Source organism: Kribbella sp. NPDC050281 (genome assembly GCF_040655855.1).
Lineage (GTDB): Bacteria > Actinomycetota > Actinomycetes > Propionibacteriales > Kribbellaceae > Kribbella.
Genome location: NZ_JBFAKS010000012.1, coordinates 67,805 through 85,090, shown reverse-complemented (window position 1 = coordinate 85,090; position 17,286 = coordinate 67,805). Strand labels below are relative to the sequence as shown.

Below are 17,286 nucleotides of genomic sequence, written 5' to 3'. Positions count from 1 at the left end.
TGGAACCAGGCTGGATCTCGCGCCAGGATAGGACCATGACCACCATCCCAGCCACGACCGACAGAATCTCCGCGCCGGCTCCGACACCGGCGTCCGCGGACACGACGGGCAGCGTGGTCAAGGCGGAGCAGCGGCGGGAGCTCGGGGTGTTCCTGCGCAGCAGGCGGGAGCGGATCCAGCCGGAGGAGGTCGGCCTCGCGCCGGGTGGCCGGCGGCGGACGCCGGGGCTGCGGCGGGAAGAGGTCGCGCTGCTCGCCGGAGTCGGCGTCACCTGGTACACCTGGCTCGAGCAGGGCCGGGACATCAACGTGTCGGCGCAGGTGCTCGAGGCCGTGGCCAACACGCTGCGGCTCGACCGGCTGGAACGCAACCACCTCTACACGCTGGCCGGCGTCCAGCTCGGCCCTGCGCTCGGCGAGTGCTCGGTGCTGCCCGCGTCGATCCAGAAGATGCTCGACGCCGTCTCGCCGTACCCGGCGCTCGTGCTGAACTCGCGCTACGACATCCTCGCGTTCAACGACGCGTACTGTGACGTGGTCCTGGACATGCGTGCCATCCCGGTCGAGGAACGCAACATGCTCTGGCTGACCTTCGTGTCGCAGGAATGGCGGTGCAGCTTCGCGGAGTCGGAGTCGATGAAGCACCACATGGTCGCCGCGTATCGGGCCGCGCTCGCCCACCACCTGGGCGAGCCGGTGTGGCAGGACCTGACTCAGCGGCTCCTCGCGAGCTCCCGGCTGTTCGCGGAGCTCTGGGAGCGGTACGACGTAGCCGCGCCGAGCACCCGGATCAAGGTCCTCGACAACGCCAAGGTCGGCATGCTGCGCATCGAGCCGGCCACCATGTGGCTGACCCAGGCCGGCCAACTCCGCGCCAACGTGTACACCGCCGCCGACGAGGACACCGAAGCCAAACTCCGCATCCTCGTCGGGGCCGGCTGAGGGGCGCTCAGCCGGGCGATCACATCCGGTCAGGCGGTGTCGCGGTCAGGCCAGACCGTCTTCAGGGTCTGCAGGGTGACGGCGATCGCCGGGCGACGGGCGGTCGTCGTGCGCCAGACGGCGTACAGGCGGCGGCTCGGGGCCGGCTGCAGCGGTACGACGACCACGCCGTCGGGGAGCGTGCCACGGCCGAGCCGGGGGAGCAGGCCGATGCCGATGCCTCGGGCAAGCATCGCCATCTGCGTCTGGTACTCCGCGATCGAGTACGCGACGTCCGGCTCGACGCCGGCCCGGCGCATCGTCCGGACCAGCCACTCGTGGCAGATCGAGCCGGCCGGTTGGCAGATCCATCGCTCCCCGACCAGGTCCTCCGCCCGGACGAACTCCTTGCCTGCCAGGCGATGCGTGGCCGGGACGAGGACGTCGGCCGGATCGGAGCCGAGCTTCACCCGGGACAGTCCCTCGGGCAGGCCGAGCGGCGTGTTCTGCCAGTCGTGCACCACCGCCACGTGGATCTCCCCGCGACCGACCGCGGCAACAGCCTCGAACGGATCGGTCTCGGTCACCCGCACATCCAGACCCGGGTTCTCGTCGATCAGCCGCGCCAGCGCCCGCGGCAGGAGGCCGCGCGCGGCGGTCGGGAACGCGGCGATCTTCAAGGTGCCGATTGCCTGTCCACGGTGCTCTTCCAGCGTCAGTTCAGCGTCCTCGACCAGTTCGAGGATGCGCGCGGCGGTCGACGCCAGCTGCCGCGCGGCGTCGGTGAGGACGATCCCGCGTCCCTGCCGCTCGATCAGCGTCGTCCGTGTCTCGCGCTCCAGCTTGGTCAGCTGCTGGGAGATCGCCGACGGCGTGTAGCCGAGCACCTCGGCCGCGCGGTTGACCGACCCGTACTGCGCGACGGCGTGCAGGGCACGGAGCCGGCCGAGATCGAGCATTCAGCACTCCTAAAGTAATGACGGTAGCAATCGGTGCTGGTCCTTAAGTGTACGCCGACTCAGACTGGAACCCATGAAACCTCGTGACCTGCTCCTCGCGCTCGCGGTCGTCGTGGTCTGGGGCGTGAACTTCGTCGTCATCGAGGTCGGCCTCGAGGACTTCCCGCCGCTGCTGTTCTCCGCCTTGCGCTTCTTCTTCGCCGCCGTCCCGGCGATCTTCCTGCTCGGCCGTCCACCGGTGGCCTGGCGGTACGTCGTCGGGGTCGGTCTCGCACTCGGGGTGGCGAAGTTCGGGCTGCTGTTCACCGCGATGGATCATGGCGTCCCGGCCGGGTTGTCGTCGCTGGTGCTGCAGTGTCAGGTGATCTTCACGGTCCTGTTCGCGGTCGCCGTACTGCGGGAGCGGCCGCGCAAGGCGCAGGTGATCGGCATTGCGATCGCCTGCCTCGGGATGGTGCTGATCATGCTCGACCGCGGACTGGCCGCACCGCTCGGCGCACTGTCGTTGGTGATCGTCGCCGGTGCGTTCTGGGGCGTGTCGAACACCATCACCCGCTACGCCAAGCCGCAGGACACCTTGCGCTTCATGGTCTGGGTCAGCGCGGTCGCCGTCGTACCGCTGCTCATCCTGTCGCTCCTGACCGAGGGACCGCACACGGATCTCGACGCCTTGCGCGGGATCGACCTGACCGGCATCGGGGCGATCGGCTACCTCGCCTTCGCCGCAACGCTGTTCGGATTCGGTGCCTGGGGCTACTTGTTGCGCCAGTACGACGCGAGCACCGTCGCACCGTTCTCTCTGTTGGTGCCGATCGTCGGCATGGCCGCGGCCTGGGGGTGGCGCGGTGAGGCGGTCGGCCCGCAGCAGGCGATCGCGGCGGTCCTGGTGATCGGTGGCATGGCGTGCACCGTCGTACGACGCCGGCCTCGGACCAAGGCGGACGCGAAGCGTCCGGCGCTGGTGGAGCCCGTCGGCTGACCCGGTGTGAGAAGGTTGGCCGCATGGTGCTCGAAGTGGCGTTGTTCGATGTGATCGCCGGCCAGGAAGACGCGTTCGCGGCCGCCTATCTGCAAGCCCGCAAGCAACTCGAGAACGCCGACGGCAGCCGGACCATTCGGATGTCGCGCGGTATCGAGACCTCGACGCGCTTCGTGCTCCAGGTCGAGTGGGACTCGCTCGAGGCGCACGAGGCGTTCCGGGCGAGCGAATCCTTCGGGGTCTGGCGCGGCCTGATCGGCCCGCACTTCGCGAACCCGCCGCACGTCGAGCACTTCACCGACGTCCAGGACAGTTGACCTGATGGATGCGCAGCAGGTCAGTCGGCTGACCGCTCGGTGGATCGAGAAGCTGCCCGGCGAGGGCAGCACGGTCATCTCCGGGCTCGGCATCCGGCCGTTGCTCGCGATCCTTGCCCAACTCGCCGTCGGACCCGCGCGGGACGAACTCGTCGAGGCCGCCGGCGGACCGTACGACGGTCTGCTCCAGACCCCCGAACTCCGGATGGCGCTCGGTCTGTGGACGCGGCCGGAGATCCCGCTGCAGCCGGGAGTCGACCGGTTCCTGCCGCCCGAGGTCCGCGGCACGCTGACCGACCAGGCGGCGCTGGACGCATGGGTGGTCGAGCAAACTGACGGACTGCTGGACCGGATGCCGATCCAACTGACGCCCGACGTTCTGCTGGTGCTTGCGTCCGCGTTGGCGTTGCGGACGAAGTGGGTGCTGCCGTTCAACGAGTATCCCCGCGATGGGCAACGGTGGCTGAGCCGGTCCGACGATGACCTCGACAGCGTGCGCGTGTACGAGAGTGCGGCCGGACCGTTGACCGTGGCAACAGTCGGTGGCACCGGAGAGTTCGACGTACGGCTTGTGGTCGGTGAGGCCGGTCGTGGGCGGGGCACTGTGCTGGCGGCCGCGCTCGAGCTGAGTGACGACGGCGTGAGCGGGTCGGAGGTGCTGGCAGCTGAGGCGTCGGCGCCTGCTCTGGAAGTGATCGAGTCGATGTCGCCGGCGCCGTCGGTGCTGTTGTCTTTGCCGTACTTCGAGGTGGACGCCGAGCATGATCTGCTCGAGTATCCGGACGTGTTCGGGCTGACGTCGGCGATGGACTCCAGCCAGGGGCACTTCCCTGGCCTGAGTTCGCACCCGTTGGCGATCGACCAGGCCAAGCAGGCGGTGATGGCTCGCTTCTCCGCTACCGGCTTCGAAGCGGCCGCCGTCACGACGATGGCGATGGCCGCCGGGTCCGCGCCGATGCCTGGCGCGAAGGCCTTGCTCGTATCACTGGTGCAGCCGTTCGGGTTCATCGCCGTGCACCGGCCGACCGGCGTACCTGTTGTCGCCGGCTGGGTGAACTACTCGTAGGGATTGGCCGGAGCGGCCACAGGTTCGACCGTCTCGACGGTCAGTGCCGGCGCCTGCTCATGGGCGGAATCCTGACACAACGCAACGCGCTCGAACGACCACTCACAGCGTCCGCGAAATGAAATCGGCGTCAGCTCGGCGAATAGTCGTGGTGGGGTGCGGACGCCCAGGCCATCACATCCGCGTGGACCTGGCGCATCCGCGGGGAGCGATTGCGGAGCCGGGCGATTGTGATGGCCTGGGCGTCCGGCGTGGCAGGGTGGAGGTATGGATGCCGACGTGGTGCGCGCAGTCAATGACCTCACCGCTCGCTGGGCCCGGACGCTTCCGGCGGGGAACACTGTCGTGTCCGGGCTCGGTCTGTGGCCGCTGCTCGCGATCCTGGCGACGGCCGCGGATGAGCCAGGCCGGACCGAGTTGGCGCAGGCCGCCGGTGTCGACGCGGCGGCGGGGTCCGGGGACGCCCTGTCATTGGTTCGGGCGATCGAAGGCTCGGCCGATCTGCATGCGGCGCTGGGCGTTTGGGTGAATGAGCAACTGAAGCTCGCGGAGACGTTCGACAGTGTCGTGCCGGCGCCGCTGATGGGAACGCTCACCGGTCGCGCCGCCGTCGACAAGCCGAAGCTGGACGCCTGGGCCGCGGAGCACACCAACGACTTGATCCGCGAGATGCCGGTCGAGATCAACCCCGACGTCATGCTCGTCCTCGCCTCGGCGCTGTCCCTGCACACCACCTGGGTCCGCCCGTTCACCGAGCAGATCAAGCGCGTCCAGGCCGGTCCGTGGGCGGGCGGCCGGTGGCATTGGCTGGAGCGCGTCGACAGCGACCTCGACGCCGTACGGCGGTACGACGACCTGACCGTGATCACGGTTCGCGGCGACGCGGATGTCGACGTACTGCTCGGGGTTGGATCGGGTTCGCAGCCAGAAGTTCTCGCGGGTCTTCTCGGTGCCGCGGCCCGTCCGGCTGACGGCGTACCTGGGAGCGCGCTGATCGATCAGGGGGAGCCTGGTGCGGAGCTCGCGCCGGGGGTGAAGGTGGGGCAGACCACGGCGCCGCGGCCGGATCTGAAGCTGACGCTGCCGTCGTTCAATGTCGAGGCCGAGCACGACCTGCTGGAGTTGCGTGAGCTGTTCGGGTTGACCACGGTCACCGCCGATCCAGGGGTCCGCGGCCACTTCAGTGCGATCAGCCCGGTGCCGCTCGCCGTCGGGCAGGCGAAGCAGAAGGTGCTCGCGCGGTTCTTCGCGACCGGGTTCGAGGCCGCGGCGGTCACGTCGATGGCGATGGTCCGGGCCTCGATGCCGACCCGCCAGGCCCGCCGGCTCGAGGTCGCGCTGGACCAGCCGTTCGCGTTCACCGCAGTACTGCGGGAATCGCGGCTGCCGATCGTTGCCGGCTGGGTCGCAACGCCTACAGAGCCGGGAGACTGAACAGCCGGTTCAGCAGCGCGGACGCCTCGTCGACGCCGACCTGGTCGCCGGTGAGGAGCAGGTCGAAGAGCAGACCGCGTGAGGCCGCCAGACCGAGCCGCGCGTACGCCGGTGCCTCGTCGGGCGGGATGCCCGCGCGGATGCACAGCTCGATCACCGGCGGAAGCCAGACGTTGATCAGGTCCGCCTTGAGTGCCTCGGTGTGCGGGCGATTCTGCATCGCGTGAGCACTCAGCTCGAAGAACAGCGGCCCGTAGATCAGGGCCGCCTCGGTGACGCGGCGCCAGAACAGGTCGTTCTGCTCCTCCACCGGCAGATCCGTCGCCAGCACCTCGGTCAGCAGGTCGCGCTGTTGCTGCTCGACGGTCCGGACCACTTCGGCGAGCAGTCCTTCGCGGGAACCGAAGTGGTAGATCAGCATCCGGTGGCTGGTGCCGATCGAGCCGGCAATGCTGCGCAGGCTGGCGTCGCCGATCCCGTTCTTCGCGAAGTGCTCGACGGCGCCGGCCAGCAGGCTCTCTCGGCTCACTGGGTGTCAGTGGTCGGGGCTGTCTGCTCGCTGACCTGCTTCAGCTTCTCCGTCTCCGTCTCGATGTAACGCTGCGTGAGACTCGCGTACAGCCTGCCGAACAGCCAGCTGAGCGGACCTTCCTGAATGATCGTGGCGGTCGCGACCGTGCCCTCCGGCGTACTGATGACGCGGTGACCGCCGGTGGTCTTCAGGCCGGGCGCGCGGGAGACCCACTCGAAGTACTCGCCTTCCTTGAGGTCTGTCACCTCCCAGACCGCGGGCCGGAGCTTCGGCTGGCGGATCCGCGTCTTGGAGCCGACGTGGATGCGACCTGCGTCGAGCCGCTCGACGGAGTCGATGGTCGTCGGGGTCCACTCGGGCCACCTGGCGACGTCGCTGTAAACCTCCCAGACCCGCTGGGGCGTGGCCTGGACCTTGACTGAATGATCGAAGCGCATGTACCAAATGGTACATCAGGTCTTCGTCAGGCTTCGACGGGCGTCTGCTGTGGCTTCACCCGCGCCAGGTAGGGTCTGGGGCCATGGCTGACCAGAACGTCCCGCAGAACGTCGACAACGAGCAGGACCCGGGCGCGAACACCCAGATGTTCCGCGCCTTCGTCAGAGAGGGCCAGACCGAGGCCACCACCGAACCGAAGGTGAACGGCCGGGTGCTGGCTGTCGTCGGCGCCGCCGTGGTGCTGATCGCGGTCATCGCCGCGATCGCCGTCTTCTGAGTCCTTGACCCTGATCCCGGTCGACGTCGTCCGGGTCTTCACCGACCCCGACGGACGCTTCGGCAACCCGCTCGGCATCATCGACGGTGCCCTCGTACCGCCCGCGGACCGGCTGCGGGTGGCTGCCGCGCTGGGCTACAGCGAGACCGTGTACGTCGACGACGCCGCGTCCGGCACGATCCGCATCTTCTCCGCCACCACCGAAATGCCCTTCGCGGGACACCCGACCGTCGGCGTCTCGTGGTGGCTCCACTCCCAGGGACACTCCGTAGAGACGTTGCGAGTGCCTGTCGGTGACATCGCCGTCACGCGGCAGGGCGATCTGTTCGCCGTACGAGCGGACACCGCCTGGGGAAGCGACTGGGACTGGCGGGAACTCGAGTCCGCCGAGGCTGTCCTGGCCGCCGACCCAGCGGCGTACACCGCCGGCCACTCGTATCTCTGGGCCTGGCTGGACGAATCCCGCGGCCTGATCCGGGCCCGCGCCTTCGCACCCGCCATGGGCGTCCGGGAGGACGAGGCAACAGGCTCAGCCGTCACCCAACTGACCGCCTACCTGTCCCGCGACCTCCACATCATCCAGGGCGCGGGCTCCCACCTCTACACCACTCACCTCCCGCCCAGCCATGCCACAGTCGCCGGGCAGGTCGTCGCCGAAGCGTCCCGCACCGTCACGATCTGAGGGCCCGACTTCTGCATCCGTTGACGGTTGTGGTGGCGCGGATGGAGCATGGGTGCTCGGCTAGTTGGGGAGGTTCTGGTGGCGGAGGTTGTCAGGGCTGGGTTGGTGCAGGCGTCGTGGACCGGTGACAAGGAGTCCATGATCAAGGCCCACGAGGAGTACGCGCGGCAGGCGGCTGCGGCCGGGGTGCGCGTGTTGTGCTTCCAGGAGTTGTTCTACGGGCCGTACTTCTGCCAGTTGCAGGATCCCAAGTTCTACGAGTACGCCGAGTCCGTGCCGGGGCCGACGACCGAGCGGTTCGCCGCGCTGGCCAAGGAACTCGGCATGGTCATGGTGCTGCCGGTCTACGAGCAGGAGCAGCCGGGGGTGCTCTACAACACCGCGGCCGTGATCGATGCCGACGGCAAATACCTGGGCAAGTACCGGAAGAACCACATTCCGCAGGTGAAGGGGTTCTGGGAGAAATTCTACTTCCGGCCCGGGAACCTCGGCTATCCGATCTTCGACACCGCGGTCGGCCGGATCGGCGTGTACATCTGCTACGACCGGCACTTCCCGGAGGGCTGGCGCGCGCTCGGGCTGGCCGGGGCGAAGATCGTGTTCAACCCGTCCGCGACCAGCAGGGGACTGTCGGCGTACCTGTGGAAGCTCGAGCAGCCGGCGAGCGCGGTCGCCAACGAGTACTTCATCGGCGCGATCAACCGGGTCGGCATCGAGTCCGACTTCGGTGACAACGACTTCTACGGTACGTCGTACTTCGTCGACCCCGAGGGCAAGTTCGTCGGGGACGTCGGGCACGACCACGATCCGGAACTGATCGTCCGGGACCTGGACCTGAACCTGCTGGACACGGTCCGCGACCGCTGGCAGTTCTACCGCGACCGCCGCCCGGACGCGTACGGCGACCTGACCAAACCGTAGGACGAACCGTCTCGAAGGAGAATCCGGCATGACGTTGCTGGTCAAGGGTGGGACCGTCGTCGGGCCGACCGGGACGCAGGTTGCGGACGTCCTGGTCCAGGGCGAGAAGATCGTTGCCCTGCTGGATCCGTCGTTCAGCCAGTCGATCACTCCGGACGAAGTGATCGATGCCTCCGGCAAGTACGTGATCCCGGGCGGGATCGACGCGCACACCCACATGGAGCTCCCGTTCGGCGGTACGGCGGCCAGTGACACCTTCGACACCGGGACCCGGGCAGCGGCCTGGGGCGGGACCACGACGATCATCGACTTCGCCGTCCAGCGGACCGGTGAGGTCGTCCAGGACGGCCTGGCCGCCTGGCACGCGAAGGCCGACGGCAACTGTCACATCGACTACGCGTTCCACATGATCCTCGGCGGCGTCGACACCGACGCCCTGAAGGCGATGGACCAACTGGTCGCCGACGAGGGCATCACCAGTTTCAAGCTGTTCATGGCCTACCCCGGGGTCTTCTACTCCGACGACGGCCAGATCCTGCGGGCGATGCAGACCGCGCGGGAGAACGGCGCGATGATCATGATGCACGCGGAGAACGGCATCGCGATCGACGTACTCGTGCAGCAGGCACTGGCCCGCGGCGAGACCGACCCGATCTACCACGGCATCACCCGCCCGGCCGCGCTCGAGACCGAGGCGACCAGCCGCGCGATCGCGCTGGCCGAGGTGGCGAAGGACTGTCCGCTGTACATCGTTCACCTGTCCGCGAGCGGAGCCTTGGAAGCGGTCGCCACCGCCCGCGACGCGGGCCGGAACGTGTTCGCCGAGACCTGCCCGCAGTACCTGTACCTCACCCTCGAGGACCAGCTCGGTGCGCCCGGTTTCGAGGGCGCGAAGTGGGTCTGCTCGACTCCGCTGCGCAGCAAGCACGAGTCGCACGCGAAGGACCTGTGGAAAGGGTTGCGGAGCAACGATCTGGCGATCGTGTCGACCGATCACTGCCCGTTCTGCATGAAGGACCAGAAGGAGCTCGGCGTCGGCGACTTCTCCAAGATCCCGAACGGGATCGGCGGCGTCGAGCACCGGGTCGACCTGATCTACCAAGGGGTGGTGGACGGGCAGCTGTCGCTGGAGCGCTGGGTCGAGACGATCGCGACGACGCCGGCCCGGATGTTCGGGCTGTATCCGCAGAAGGGCATCGTCGCACCCGGCTCGGACGCCGACCTGGTCGTCTACGACCCGAACGCGACCACCCGGATCAGCGTCGACACGCACCACATGAACATGGACTACTCGGCGTACGAAGGAGTCGAGATCCAGGGCCGGGTGGGCACGGTGATCTCGCGCGGCGAGGTGATCGTGGCCGACGGCAACTACCATGGCCGGAAGGGCCGGGGGAAGTTCCTGCGGCGCGGCCTGTCGTCGTACCTGCAGTAGAACAAGGGGGGAAGACCGTGGACTTCGGAGTGGTGTTCCAGTGTGATCCGCCGGCGTCCGCGGTCGTGGAGCTGGCGCGCAAGGCGGAGGACGCGGGGTTCGGCTACGTCTGGACCTTCGACTCGCACCTGCTCTGGCAGGAGCCGTTCGTCATCTACAGCCAGATCCTGGCCGCGACGCAGCGGGTGATCGTCGGCCCGATGGTGACCAACCCGGGCACCCGGGACTGGACCGTGATCGCGTCCCAGTTCGCCACGCTGAACGAGATGTTCGGCAACCGGACGATCTGCGGGATCGGCCGCGGCGACTCCGCCCTGCGCACGCTCGGCGCGAAGCCCGGCACGATCGACCAGATGAAGGAGTGCGTCCGGGTGGTCCGCGCGCTGGCCCGCGGCGAGACGGTCGAGTATCGCGGCCAGCAGCTGAAGTTCGCCTGGGTCGACAAGGGCGCGCTGGACGTGTGGGTCGCGGCGTACGGGCCGAAAGCGCTGGCCGCGACCGGTGAGGTCGGCGACGGCTACATCCTGCAGCTCGCCGACCCCGACATCGCGGAGTGGATGATCACGGCGGTACGACGTTCCGCCGAGGAGGCCGGCCGTGATCCCGCGGCCATCAAGTTCTGCGTCGCGGCACCGGCGTACGTCGGGGACGACCTGGAGCACCAGCGCGAACAGACCCGCTGGTTCGGCGGGATGGTCGGCAACCATGTGGCCGACATCGTCGGCCGCTACGGCACGTCGGGCGCGGTGCCGAAGGCGCTGACCGACTACATCGAGGGCCGGAAAGACTACGACTACGCCGAGCACGGGCGGGCCGGCAACACCCACACCGCCTTCGTCCCGGACGAGGTGGTCGACCGCTTCTGCATCCTCGGCCCGGTTGACCGCCACCTCGCCCGGCTGACCGAGCTGAAGGCGCTCGGCGTCGACCAGTTCGCGGTGTACCTGCAGCACGACGGGAAGGAAGAGACGCTCGCGGCCTACGGCAAGGACGTCATCCCGGCGTTCTGAAGCCGTTCCGCTGCTAGGGCCAGGCGGCCGCCGGTGCCGGTCGCGCCGTACAGCGTCGCGGGCGGGTAGTCGGTCGTCACGGTCCTGGAGACGAGGCCGGCGGTCGCGAGGTCCTTGAGGGCCAGGGCGAGGGCGCGGTTCGACATGCCGGGGAGGGCCGCGCGCAGTTCGGAGTACCGGCACTCCCGGTTGAGCGCGGCCAGGATCGGCAGCGACCACTTCCGCAGGCCGACGTCCTCCAGTTCGAGCTCGACGAGCAGATCGGTCAGCGCGACGGATGGGTCGCCGAGTCGCTCGCCCTCGATCGTGAGCAGGTACTCCGGCCTCAGCGGGTGCCCGTGACCCGGGTTGCGCTCGATCAGGCCCGTGTCTGTGAGGAAGGCGAGCGTACGGCGCAGTGACTCCCGGCTGACGCCGAGCGTGTGAGTGAGGTTCACAAAACGTCCGCCCTGCCCGCGGTGCAGTTCGGCGAGCACCGGGACGGCCCAGCGGAGGTGCAGCAGGCGGGAGAGCGTTGACACGAAAGTAAGCCTAGTATAAAAACAGGACTATGAGCGGGATCGAGTACGACGGGCGCGCGGTCTGCGCCCTGGACGTCGTCGACCTGGAGCGGTCGCTGCGCTGGTACCAGCAGGCGCTGGGCTTCGAGGTCGTGCACCGGCTGGACACCTGGGGGTGGGCCGAGCTGAGTACGCCGCTGCCAGGGATCTCGATCGGGATCGGGCAGGTCGAGGACCCGAAGACGGATGGCGGGGTCGTCGTCACCTTCGGCGTACGGGACATCGACAAGGCGCGGGAGCACCTCGAATCGCACGGGACACGCTTCGACGGTGAGACGCGGCTGGTCGCGGACGAGGTCCGCCTCGCCACCTTCTACGACCCGGACGGCAACACGTTCATGCTCTCCGAGCGAGTGGCGCAGGCGTGAGTACGCCGCCGCGGCCCGGGATGGAGAGCCTCACGCTCGTCCTGCTCCGGCGTCCCGCAGACCCGCCGGTCCTGCCCGAGGACGAGCAGGACCGGATCCAGGACGCGCATCTCGCCTTCCTCGACGCGCGGCGCAAGGAGGGCGTGATGGGTGCTGCGGGCCCCTTCCGCGATCACGACGACGAGACGCTGCGCGGGCTGTGCCTCTACCGCGTCGGCATCGAGGAGGCCCGCCGCCACGCAGCCGACGATCCCGCCGTCCGCGCCGGCATCCTGACCGCCGAGGCCATCACCTGGTGGTTCCGCGAGGGCGAGGTCCGGCTGAATCCCAGCTGAGCGCGCCGCGGGCTGTAATGCTCGGGCCGGATCGGACAGAAGCTGGGTATGAGAGCTTTCCGCCGATCACCCGTGCCGATGGCTGTGACGTTACTGGTCGCAGCCATCGGTCTGTCCTCCCCATCCGCTGCCGCGCCGCCTCCGGCCGTCCAGCCGGCCGGGCTCGAGCGCGCCGTCACCCTGATTACGGGTGACCGAGTTCAGACCTCCCCGGATCTGCGCCAGGTCCGGTTCGTTCCCGGCCCGGGCCGGGAGAAGGTTCACTTCTCGATCCACCGGACCCCCGGCGCCGTCTTCGTCGTACCGTCCGACGCCGGCCGGTTGATCGCCGACGATCGGCTCGACCGGCGGCTGTTCGACCTGCGCCAGATGCTCAGCTACGACGACGGCCTTCCGCTGGTCGTCACCTCCTCCGGGCCGGCGGCGGTCCGGGTCTCGAAGGCCAAGGCCGCCGACCTGTACGCCGAACTGGCCGGCACCCACCGGTCCGCAGCGCCCGTCGGCAAGATCTGGCTTGACGACGGGCGCACCGCGCCGCCCGCTGCCCCAACCAGGGTCAACCTGCAGGTGGTGCCGAGCACCGACGCGATCGAGTACGACGTGCAGCGCTGGCCGCACACCGACGACACTCCGCAGGACAAGACGGTCACCTACACCAACGACGGCGACCAGCCGGTCCCGCTCGCGCTCGAGGCCGAGCTGACGGCGCCCGACGGCACACCGGCGCCCGAGTCTGCGGTGCAGTTGAGCGCGTCGTCGCTAACCGTTCCGGCACATGGCACCGCTGCGGTCGTCGTCACCTCGAACACCAACCACACCGGGCCCGACGGGCAGTACACCGGTCGGCTCACGGCGCGACTCGCCTCCGGTGACACGCTCACCACCACTCTCGCCGTACAGCGTGAGGTGGAGAGCTACGACCTGACCGTCCGTCACCTCGACCGGACCGGCGCGCAGACATCGGGTTACTACGACTTCCTCGTTGATCGCGACGCGACCGAAGGGCACGACAACTCGCAGGAGTTCTTGGGGGGTGACGGCAGCGAGTACAAGGTGCGGGTCCCCAAGGGGCGCTACCTGCTGGAGTCCGTCTTCGGCGTCTACACCGACAGCAAGGAATCGACCGATCTGATCCTGCCGCAGCTCGATGTGACGGCTGATCGCACGATCACGTTCGATGCCCGGCAGGCGAAGCCGGTCAACATCTCGGTCCAGGATCAGCGGGCCGGCAACGGATTCACCATCGCCGCCTTCGAACTGGTGACGCCGTTGTTCAACCGTGGCGGCGGCATCGGTGGCACCGGTGATCCGGCCCTGTTCGTCGGTCAGATCGGTCCGACGGTGCCCGGACTGACCAGCACCCTGCACAGCGAGTTCGGCGTCGGCACACCCACCTCGGACGGTGAATACATCGACAGCCCGGTGGTGTACCACCTGAACTGGTCGAAGCTCGACGGATACTTCGACGGCTTCACCAAGGCCGTTCGCGACAGCGAGCTGGCCACGCTGCGGCCGTCGATCACTGCGGGCGCCGCGGAGACGACCGCAGCGTGGTTCGCCTGGCGGATCTCGCCGAGGATCGGCATCGACTTCGGCGAGACCTACCGGTACACCAAGCTCCCGGCCACACCGACCATCCGGGTGACCGTGGCCGACGACTTTCGCTGGCAGCCCCAGGTCCGGTACTCGGGCAGCGACCGGCTCGGCTTCACGCAGTCTGCCGTCACCTGCCAGGCCGGGCGGACGTGTCCCAGTCAGTGGGGCGACACGGTCGTGACGCCGGTCGCTGCCGACGCTCGGCTGCTGCAGTTCCAGTCCTTCGACGCCGTCAACCAGACCGACCTCTCGCGGGCGGGTGACGTCCTCACGCTGTCGGCTGCGGGTGCCGATGGGTCCGGACATGTCGCGCGCAGGACCGGTACCTTCACGGTCAGCTCCGACGGAGGCACCCGCGTCAAGGTGCCGAACGACGGGACCGCGACGGTCGACGTCTCGCCGGACGACGCGGCGTACAAGCTGGACCTGGTGACCGTGGGGTCATCGCTCGGAGTGTCCACCAGGACCATCAGCTCGTGGCGGTTCAGGTCGGGTACGACGGCCACCAAGACCGCTCTGCCACTGTGGACCGTCGGCTACCGGCCAGCTGTCGAGACCGGTGCGACACACATGCTGCCCTTCGAGCTCAAACCGTTGCTCGGAGCAAAGGTCGGCCCGCTGACCACCGTCGGCTTGCAGACGTCAACCGACGACGGCACGACCTGGCAGCCGGCCAAGGTCCGCGCGACCGGCCTCAACCGGTACGTCGCCGAGATCAGCACCCCGGCGGACGCGCAGACGGTGTCGGTGCGAACCACCGCCGCCGACAGCCAGGGCAACACGGTCGACCAGGAGATCGACCAGGCCTACAAGCTGCATCACTGATCCCGTTCCGGATGGCTCCGGCGCTCGGAGCCATCCGGCGTGGATCAGGGGTTCGGTGTCCAGCGGTAGGCACCCGGGAGGAGGTCGGTGGCCAGGACCGAGCCGACGCCCTCGGCAGTCGGCAGGATGACGCGGATGCCTGGGTGGTAGTCGACCAGGACCTGCCGGTCGCGGCCGCACGGGCCGACGACGCCACGGCCTTCGTTGCCTACGGCCACGATCGTGGTGAGCTCGCGCGCGCCGTCGGCCCGGGCTCGGCCGAGCGCCACCAACTCGGCGCACGGCCCGCCGGTGAAGTGGTACAGGTTGATGCCGGCGTACATCCGTCCGTCCACACCGCGCACGGCGGCGCCCATCGTGTAGACGCCGTCCGGTCCGTCGGTGTTCGCGTCCACGGTCCGGCGGGCCAGCTCGATCAGCTCGCGGTCGTCATCGGTGAGTGGGTGCACGGTGATCATGCACCCACTCTGCCATCCGGTCAGCCGGTGATGCGCTTGAGTTCCGCGTTCACCACGGCCTTGACGGCCTTGATCTCGGTGGCCGGATCGGATCCGCTGCGGATGATCCGGTTGAGCGCATCGGAGTACGCCGAACTGGACTTGGGCGACCACAGGATCGGGGTCTGGGCGTGCCCGTTCTCGTTGACGAACGTGACCGCGTCGGCGGCCGGGCCGGACTTCAGCTTCTCCGCCTTCGCGGCCAGGCTCTTGCGGGCCGGGATGTGGAAGCCGTACGACTGGGCGAAGTCGAGCTGCTTGTCGGTCTGGCCGACCCACAGCCACTGGACGAACTTCTTCGCCGCGTCGACGTTCTTCGACTTCGCGTTGACGCACGACCCGTACGCGCCGACCGGGACGCTCGGCTTGCCGGTGCCGGCGTTCAGCTTCGGCCACGGCAGTACGCCGTAGTCGTCCGGGAACGCCTTCTCGATCACCGGCAACGTCCACAGGCCGGTGAACTGCATCGCGGTCAGCCCCTGGGTGAACGCGGACGGGTCGGACCAGTCGGTCGGTGCCCCGAGCAACAGAGTCTTCGAGGTGAACAACTCGCGCAGCTTGCGCAGCGACTCAGCCGCGGCCGGGTCGTCGAAGCCGAACTGGTTGTCGTCGGTCAGGTAGTCCAGGCCGGCCGACCAGAGCGCCGGTCCGCCGAGCACGCCGACGCCGCCGTCGTTGCCGACGAACAGGCCCTTCACCTTGTCCGTGGTCAGCGCCTTCGCGGCCGCGAGCAGCTCGTCGACCGTCTGCGGCGGCTGAAGACCGGCCGCGCTGAGCAGGCTCTTGCGGTAGACGAGCAGCTGCATGTCGGTGACCTGCGGGATCGCGTAAAGCCTGTCCTGGTAGGACATCCGGGCGATCAGCGACGGAGTGAAGTCGCGCCAGGTGTCGCCGAGCAGGTCGGTCAACTCGACTACCTGACCGGCCTTGATCATGTCGATCGTCGGACCGTTGACGTACTCGAAGACGTCCGGACCCTGGTCGGTCAGCAACGCGGTAGCGGTCTTCTTGTCGTAGTCGCCCGGCGACCACTGGATGCCGACCGTCGCGTCCGGGTACTCCTTCGCGTACCTCTCGACCGCCTGCTGGGTCCCGGCCTCGCCGTACTGGTGATACCACTGCGCCAACGCCGGCTTCGACCCGCCGGACCCGGTCTCCGGCCGCCCCGAGTCGGACCTACACCCAGCCACAGCCAAAGCCGCCAACCCACCACCCGCCGCCAGCACCCGCCGCCTACCGATCCCAGTACCCACCATCACGCGTCCTCCATCCAGCGCAGTCCCACAGCCCGCGCACCACCCAAGACCCTATGACTGGGGTTGGGTCGGACACGGGCAATTCCACCCAGCAGGCAGTGGCAACGATCCGATGACTTTGCGAGCCAGAGGATATCCAGGTATATATACGGCGACATACCGTCGTATATATGAAGACGATGATCGACCTGGACGACGAGGCGTTGGCGCTGGCCGCGAAGGAGCTGGGGACAGTGACGAAGAAGGACACGGTCAACGCCGCACTGGAGTTCGTGGCCAGGCGGCGCGAGCGGATCGAGGCGCTCCTGGACGACCCGTTCGCGCTCGGTGCCGGGCCGGACATCGCCGACCCCGACATCATGCGTGAGGCGCGTCGTTGAGCACGGTCACGTCGGTCGGCAAGCTCTACCTGATCGACACGTCGGCGCAGGCGCGGGCCCGGCATCCGGCGGTGCGATCGATCATCGCCGGGCTGATCGTCGACCGTGCCGCGGCGACCTGTGTCACCGTCGATCTCGAAGCCGGCTATTCGGGACGTGATCACACCGGCGTGAAGACGATCGGCGAACGCCGGCGATCGCTGTACGTCAATCTGCCGATCAGCGAGGCGATCGCCGAGCGTGCCCGGGAGGTGCAGGTCCGGATGGCTGCCCGTGGCCATCACCGAGCGGCTGGGGTGATCGACCTCCTGACCGCAGCGGTCGCCGAGCAGCACGGCGCTGTGATCCTGCACTACGACGCCGACTTCGAACACATCTCGGCCGTCACAGGCCAGCCCCACCTCTGGGTGTCTCCGCGTGGAACGCTCGACTGAGGTACGCTCGCCGCATGTTTTCTTCTCGTGACTAGGGAGGGTTCCTGCGCTGGATGGCGCGGTTG

At 68.5% G+C, this 17,286-nt stretch carries 21 protein-coding genes; 15 read left to right on the top strand and 6 right to left on the bottom strand.

Annotation, left to right across the window (positions count from 1 at the left end; translation table 11 throughout):
- The first annotated feature begins 35 nt into the window (after positions 1-35).
- Entirely contained in the window at positions 36-941 is a 906-nt protein-coding gene (locus AB0I34_RS15325; protein ID WP_360445316.1) for a helix-turn-helix transcriptional regulator, read from the top strand.
- A gap of 29 nt (positions 942-970) precedes the next feature.
- Here AB0I34_RS15325 and AB0I34_RS15320 read toward each other — a convergent pair whose 3' ends face one another.
- Entirely contained in the window at positions 971-1,879 is a 909-nt protein-coding gene (locus AB0I34_RS15320) for a LysR family transcriptional regulator (protein ID WP_360445315.1), read from the bottom strand.
- Between the two features lie 73 nt (positions 1,880-1,952).
- Here AB0I34_RS15320 and AB0I34_RS15315 point away from each other — a divergent pair, with 73 nt between their 5' ends.
- The 4 genes from AB0I34_RS15315 to AB0I34_RS15300 all read left to right on the top strand — a co-directional run bounded on the left by AB0I34_RS15315 (position 1,953) and on the right by AB0I34_RS15300 (position 5,675).
- Entirely contained in the window at positions 1,953-2,858 is a 906-nt protein-coding gene (locus AB0I34_RS15315; RefSeq protein WP_360445313.1) for an EamA family transporter, read from the top strand.
- Between the two features lie 23 nt (positions 2,859-2,881).
- A complete protein-coding gene (locus AB0I34_RS15310) occupies positions 2,882-3,175 on the top strand; it encodes an antibiotic biosynthesis monooxygenase (protein ID WP_360445311.1) in 294 nt (97 codons plus the stop codon).
- Positions 3,176-3,179: 4 nt separating this feature from the next.
- The gene (locus AB0I34_RS15305; RefSeq protein WP_360445309.1) at positions 3,180-4,241 is read left to right on the top strand and encodes a serpin family protein; all 1,062 of its coding nucleotides are present in this window, start codon (positions 3,180-3,182) and stop codon (positions 4,239-4,241) included.
- 267 nt (positions 4,242-4,508) lie between these two features.
- The gene (locus AB0I34_RS15300) at positions 4,509-5,675 is read left to right on the top strand and encodes a serpin family protein (protein WP_360445307.1); all 1,167 of its coding nucleotides are present in this window, start codon (positions 4,509-4,511) and stop codon (positions 5,673-5,675) included.
- Here the strand turns inward: AB0I34_RS15300 and AB0I34_RS15295 are convergent.
- Together AB0I34_RS15295 and AB0I34_RS15290 are read right to left on the bottom strand one after the other, a co-directional pair.
- Positions 5,656-6,204, bottom strand: coding sequence for a TetR family transcriptional regulator (locus tag AB0I34_RS15295; protein ID WP_360445305.1), 549 nt, complete (start codon positions 6,202-6,204; stop codon positions 5,656-5,658). The two genes, AB0I34_RS15300 and AB0I34_RS15295, sit on opposite strands and share 20 nt — an antisense overlap.
- Positions 6,201-6,644 carry an SRPBCC family protein gene (locus AB0I34_RS15290; RefSeq protein WP_360445303.1) on the bottom strand — a complete coding sequence of 148 codons (444 nt, stop codon included), beginning with the start codon at positions 6,642-6,644 and terminating at the stop codon, positions 6,201-6,203. Before AB0I34_RS15290 ends, AB0I34_RS15295 begins: the two co-directional genes overlap by 4 nt.
- A gap of 83 nt (positions 6,645-6,727) precedes the next feature.
- Here AB0I34_RS15290 and AB0I34_RS15285 point away from each other — a divergent pair, with 83 nt between their 5' ends.
- The 5 genes from AB0I34_RS15285 (at position 6,728) to AB0I34_RS15265 (ending at position 10,970) form a co-directional block, all read left to right on the top strand.
- A complete protein-coding gene (locus AB0I34_RS15285; protein ID WP_360445301.1) occupies positions 6,728-6,922 on the top strand; it encodes a hypothetical protein in 195 nt (64 codons plus the stop codon).
- Positions 6,923-6,926: 4 nt separating this feature from the next.
- The gene (locus AB0I34_RS15280; RefSeq protein ID WP_360445299.1) at positions 6,927-7,604 is read left to right on the top strand and encodes a PhzF family phenazine biosynthesis protein; all 678 of its coding nucleotides are present in this window, start codon (positions 6,927-6,929) and stop codon (positions 7,602-7,604) included.
- Positions 7,605-7,682: 78 nt separating this feature from the next.
- Positions 7,683-8,525, top strand: coding sequence for a nitrilase-related carbon-nitrogen hydrolase (locus tag AB0I34_RS15275; RefSeq protein ID WP_360445297.1), 843 nt, complete (start codon positions 7,683-7,685; stop codon positions 8,523-8,525).
- 28 nt (positions 8,526-8,553) lie between these two features.
- Positions 8,554-9,960, top strand: coding sequence for a dihydropyrimidinase (hydA, locus tag AB0I34_RS15270; RefSeq protein WP_360445295.1), 1,407 nt, complete (start codon positions 8,554-8,556; stop codon positions 9,958-9,960).
- A 17-nt stretch (positions 9,961-9,977) separates the two neighbouring features.
- Positions 9,978-10,970 carry a TIGR03842 family LLM class F420-dependent oxidoreductase gene (locus tag AB0I34_RS15265; RefSeq protein ID WP_360445293.1) on the top strand — a complete coding sequence of 331 codons (993 nt, stop codon included), beginning with the start codon at positions 9,978-9,980 and terminating at the stop codon, positions 10,968-10,970.
- On the opposite strand, the gene AB0I34_RS15260 is transcribed toward AB0I34_RS15265, so the two are convergent.
- A complete protein-coding gene (locus tag AB0I34_RS15260) occupies positions 10,940-11,491 on the bottom strand; it encodes a winged helix-turn-helix transcriptional regulator (protein WP_360445291.1) in 552 nt (183 codons plus the stop codon). The genes AB0I34_RS15265 and AB0I34_RS15260 overlap by 31 nt on opposite strands.
- A gap of 29 nt (positions 11,492-11,520) precedes the next feature.
- On the opposite strand from AB0I34_RS15260, the gene AB0I34_RS15255 reads away from it, so the two are divergent.
- The 3 genes from AB0I34_RS15255 (at position 11,521) to AB0I34_RS15245 (ending at position 14,654) form a co-directional block, all read left to right on the top strand.
- Positions 11,521-11,898: a VOC family protein gene (locus AB0I34_RS15255; RefSeq protein WP_360445289.1), complete on the top strand. Its 378-nt coding sequence runs from the start codon at positions 11,521-11,523 to the stop codon at positions 11,896-11,898.
- A complete protein-coding gene (locus AB0I34_RS15250; RefSeq protein ID WP_360445287.1) occupies positions 11,895-12,233 on the top strand; it encodes a YciI family protein in 339 nt (112 codons plus the stop codon). The genes AB0I34_RS15255 and AB0I34_RS15250 overlap by 4 nt, the downstream gene beginning before the upstream one ends.
- 78 nt (positions 12,234-12,311) lie before the next feature.
- Positions 12,312-14,654: a hypothetical protein gene (locus AB0I34_RS15245; RefSeq protein ID WP_360445285.1), complete on the top strand. Its 2,343-nt coding sequence runs from the start codon at positions 12,312-12,314 to the stop codon at positions 14,652-14,654.
- A gap of 44 nt (positions 14,655-14,698) precedes the next feature.
- Here the strand turns inward: AB0I34_RS15245 and AB0I34_RS15240 are convergent, their stop codons facing one another.
- Both AB0I34_RS15240 and AB0I34_RS15235 read right to left on the bottom strand, forming a co-directional pair.
- Positions 14,699-15,112, bottom strand: a complete 414-nt coding sequence (locus AB0I34_RS15240; RefSeq protein WP_360445283.1) for a cytidine deaminase — start codon at positions 15,110-15,112, stop codon at positions 14,699-14,701.
- 20 nt (positions 15,113-15,132) lie between these two features.
- Complete coding sequence (locus tag AB0I34_RS15235; protein ID WP_360445281.1) at positions 15,133-16,341, bottom strand: sugar ABC transporter substrate-binding protein; 1,209 nt, start codon at positions 16,339-16,341, stop codon at positions 15,133-15,135.
- Positions 16,342-16,577: 236 nt separating this feature from the next.
- Between AB0I34_RS15235 and AB0I34_RS15230 the strand changes: the two genes are divergently transcribed.
- Positions 16,578-16,787: a type II toxin-antitoxin system VapB family antitoxin gene (locus AB0I34_RS15230; protein WP_360445279.1), complete on the top strand. Its 210-nt coding sequence runs from the start codon at positions 16,578-16,580 to the stop codon at positions 16,785-16,787.
- Complete coding sequence (locus tag AB0I34_RS15225; RefSeq protein WP_360445277.1) at positions 16,784-17,221, top strand: PIN domain-containing protein; 438 nt, start codon at positions 16,784-16,786, stop codon at positions 17,219-17,221. The genes AB0I34_RS15230 and AB0I34_RS15225 overlap by 4 nt, the downstream gene beginning before the upstream one ends.
- The last annotated feature ends 65 nt before the right edge of the window (positions 17,222-17,286 follow it).

Excerpts from the sequence above, each read along its gene's own strand:
- AB0I34_RS15255 (WP_360445289.1), top strand. The coding sequence starts at position 11,521 with ATGAGCGGGATCGAGTACGACGGGCGCGCGGTCTGCGCCCTGGACGTC.
- AB0I34_RS15325 (WP_360445316.1), top strand. The coding sequence starts at position 36 with ATGACCACCATCCCAGCCACGACCGACAGAATCTCCGCGCCGGCTCCG.
- hydA (WP_360445295.1), top strand. The coding sequence starts at position 8,554 with ATGACGTTGCTGGTCAAGGGTGGGACCGTCGTCGGGCCGACCGGGACG.
- AB0I34_RS15285 (WP_360445301.1), top strand. The coding sequence starts at position 6,728 with ATGGCTGACCAGAACGTCCCGCAGAACGTCGACAACGAGCAGGACCCG.
- AB0I34_RS15230 (WP_360445279.1), top strand. The coding sequence starts at position 16,578 with ATGAAGACGATGATCGACCTGGACGACGAGGCGTTGGCGCTGGCCGCG.
- AB0I34_RS15305 (WP_360445309.1), top strand. The coding sequence starts at position 3,180 with ATGGATGCGCAGCAGGTCAGTCGGCTGACCGCTCGGTGGATCGAGAAG.
- AB0I34_RS15315 (WP_360445313.1), top strand. The coding sequence starts at position 1,953 with ATGAAACCTCGTGACCTGCTCCTCGCGCTCGCGGTCGTCGTGGTCTGG.
- AB0I34_RS15240 (WP_360445283.1), bottom strand. The coding sequence starts at position 15,112 with ATGATCACCGTGCACCCACTCACCGATGACGACCGCGAGCTGATCGAG.
- AB0I34_RS15245 (WP_360445285.1), top strand. The coding sequence starts at position 12,312 with ATGGCTGTGACGTTACTGGTCGCAGCCATCGGTCTGTCCTCCCCATCC.
- AB0I34_RS15310 (WP_360445311.1), top strand. The coding sequence starts at position 2,882 with ATGGTGCTCGAAGTGGCGTTGTTCGATGTGATCGCCGGCCAGGAAGAC.
- AB0I34_RS15320 (WP_360445315.1), bottom strand. The coding sequence starts at position 1,879 with ATGCTCGATCTCGGCCGGCTCCGTGCCCTGCACGCCGTCGCGCAGTAC.
- AB0I34_RS15300 (WP_360445307.1), top strand. The coding sequence starts at position 4,509 with ATGGATGCCGACGTGGTGCGCGCAGTCAATGACCTCACCGCTCGCTGG.
- AB0I34_RS15290 (WP_360445303.1), bottom strand. The coding sequence starts at position 6,644 with ATGCGCTTCGATCATTCAGTCAAGGTCCAGGCCACGCCCCAGCGGGTC.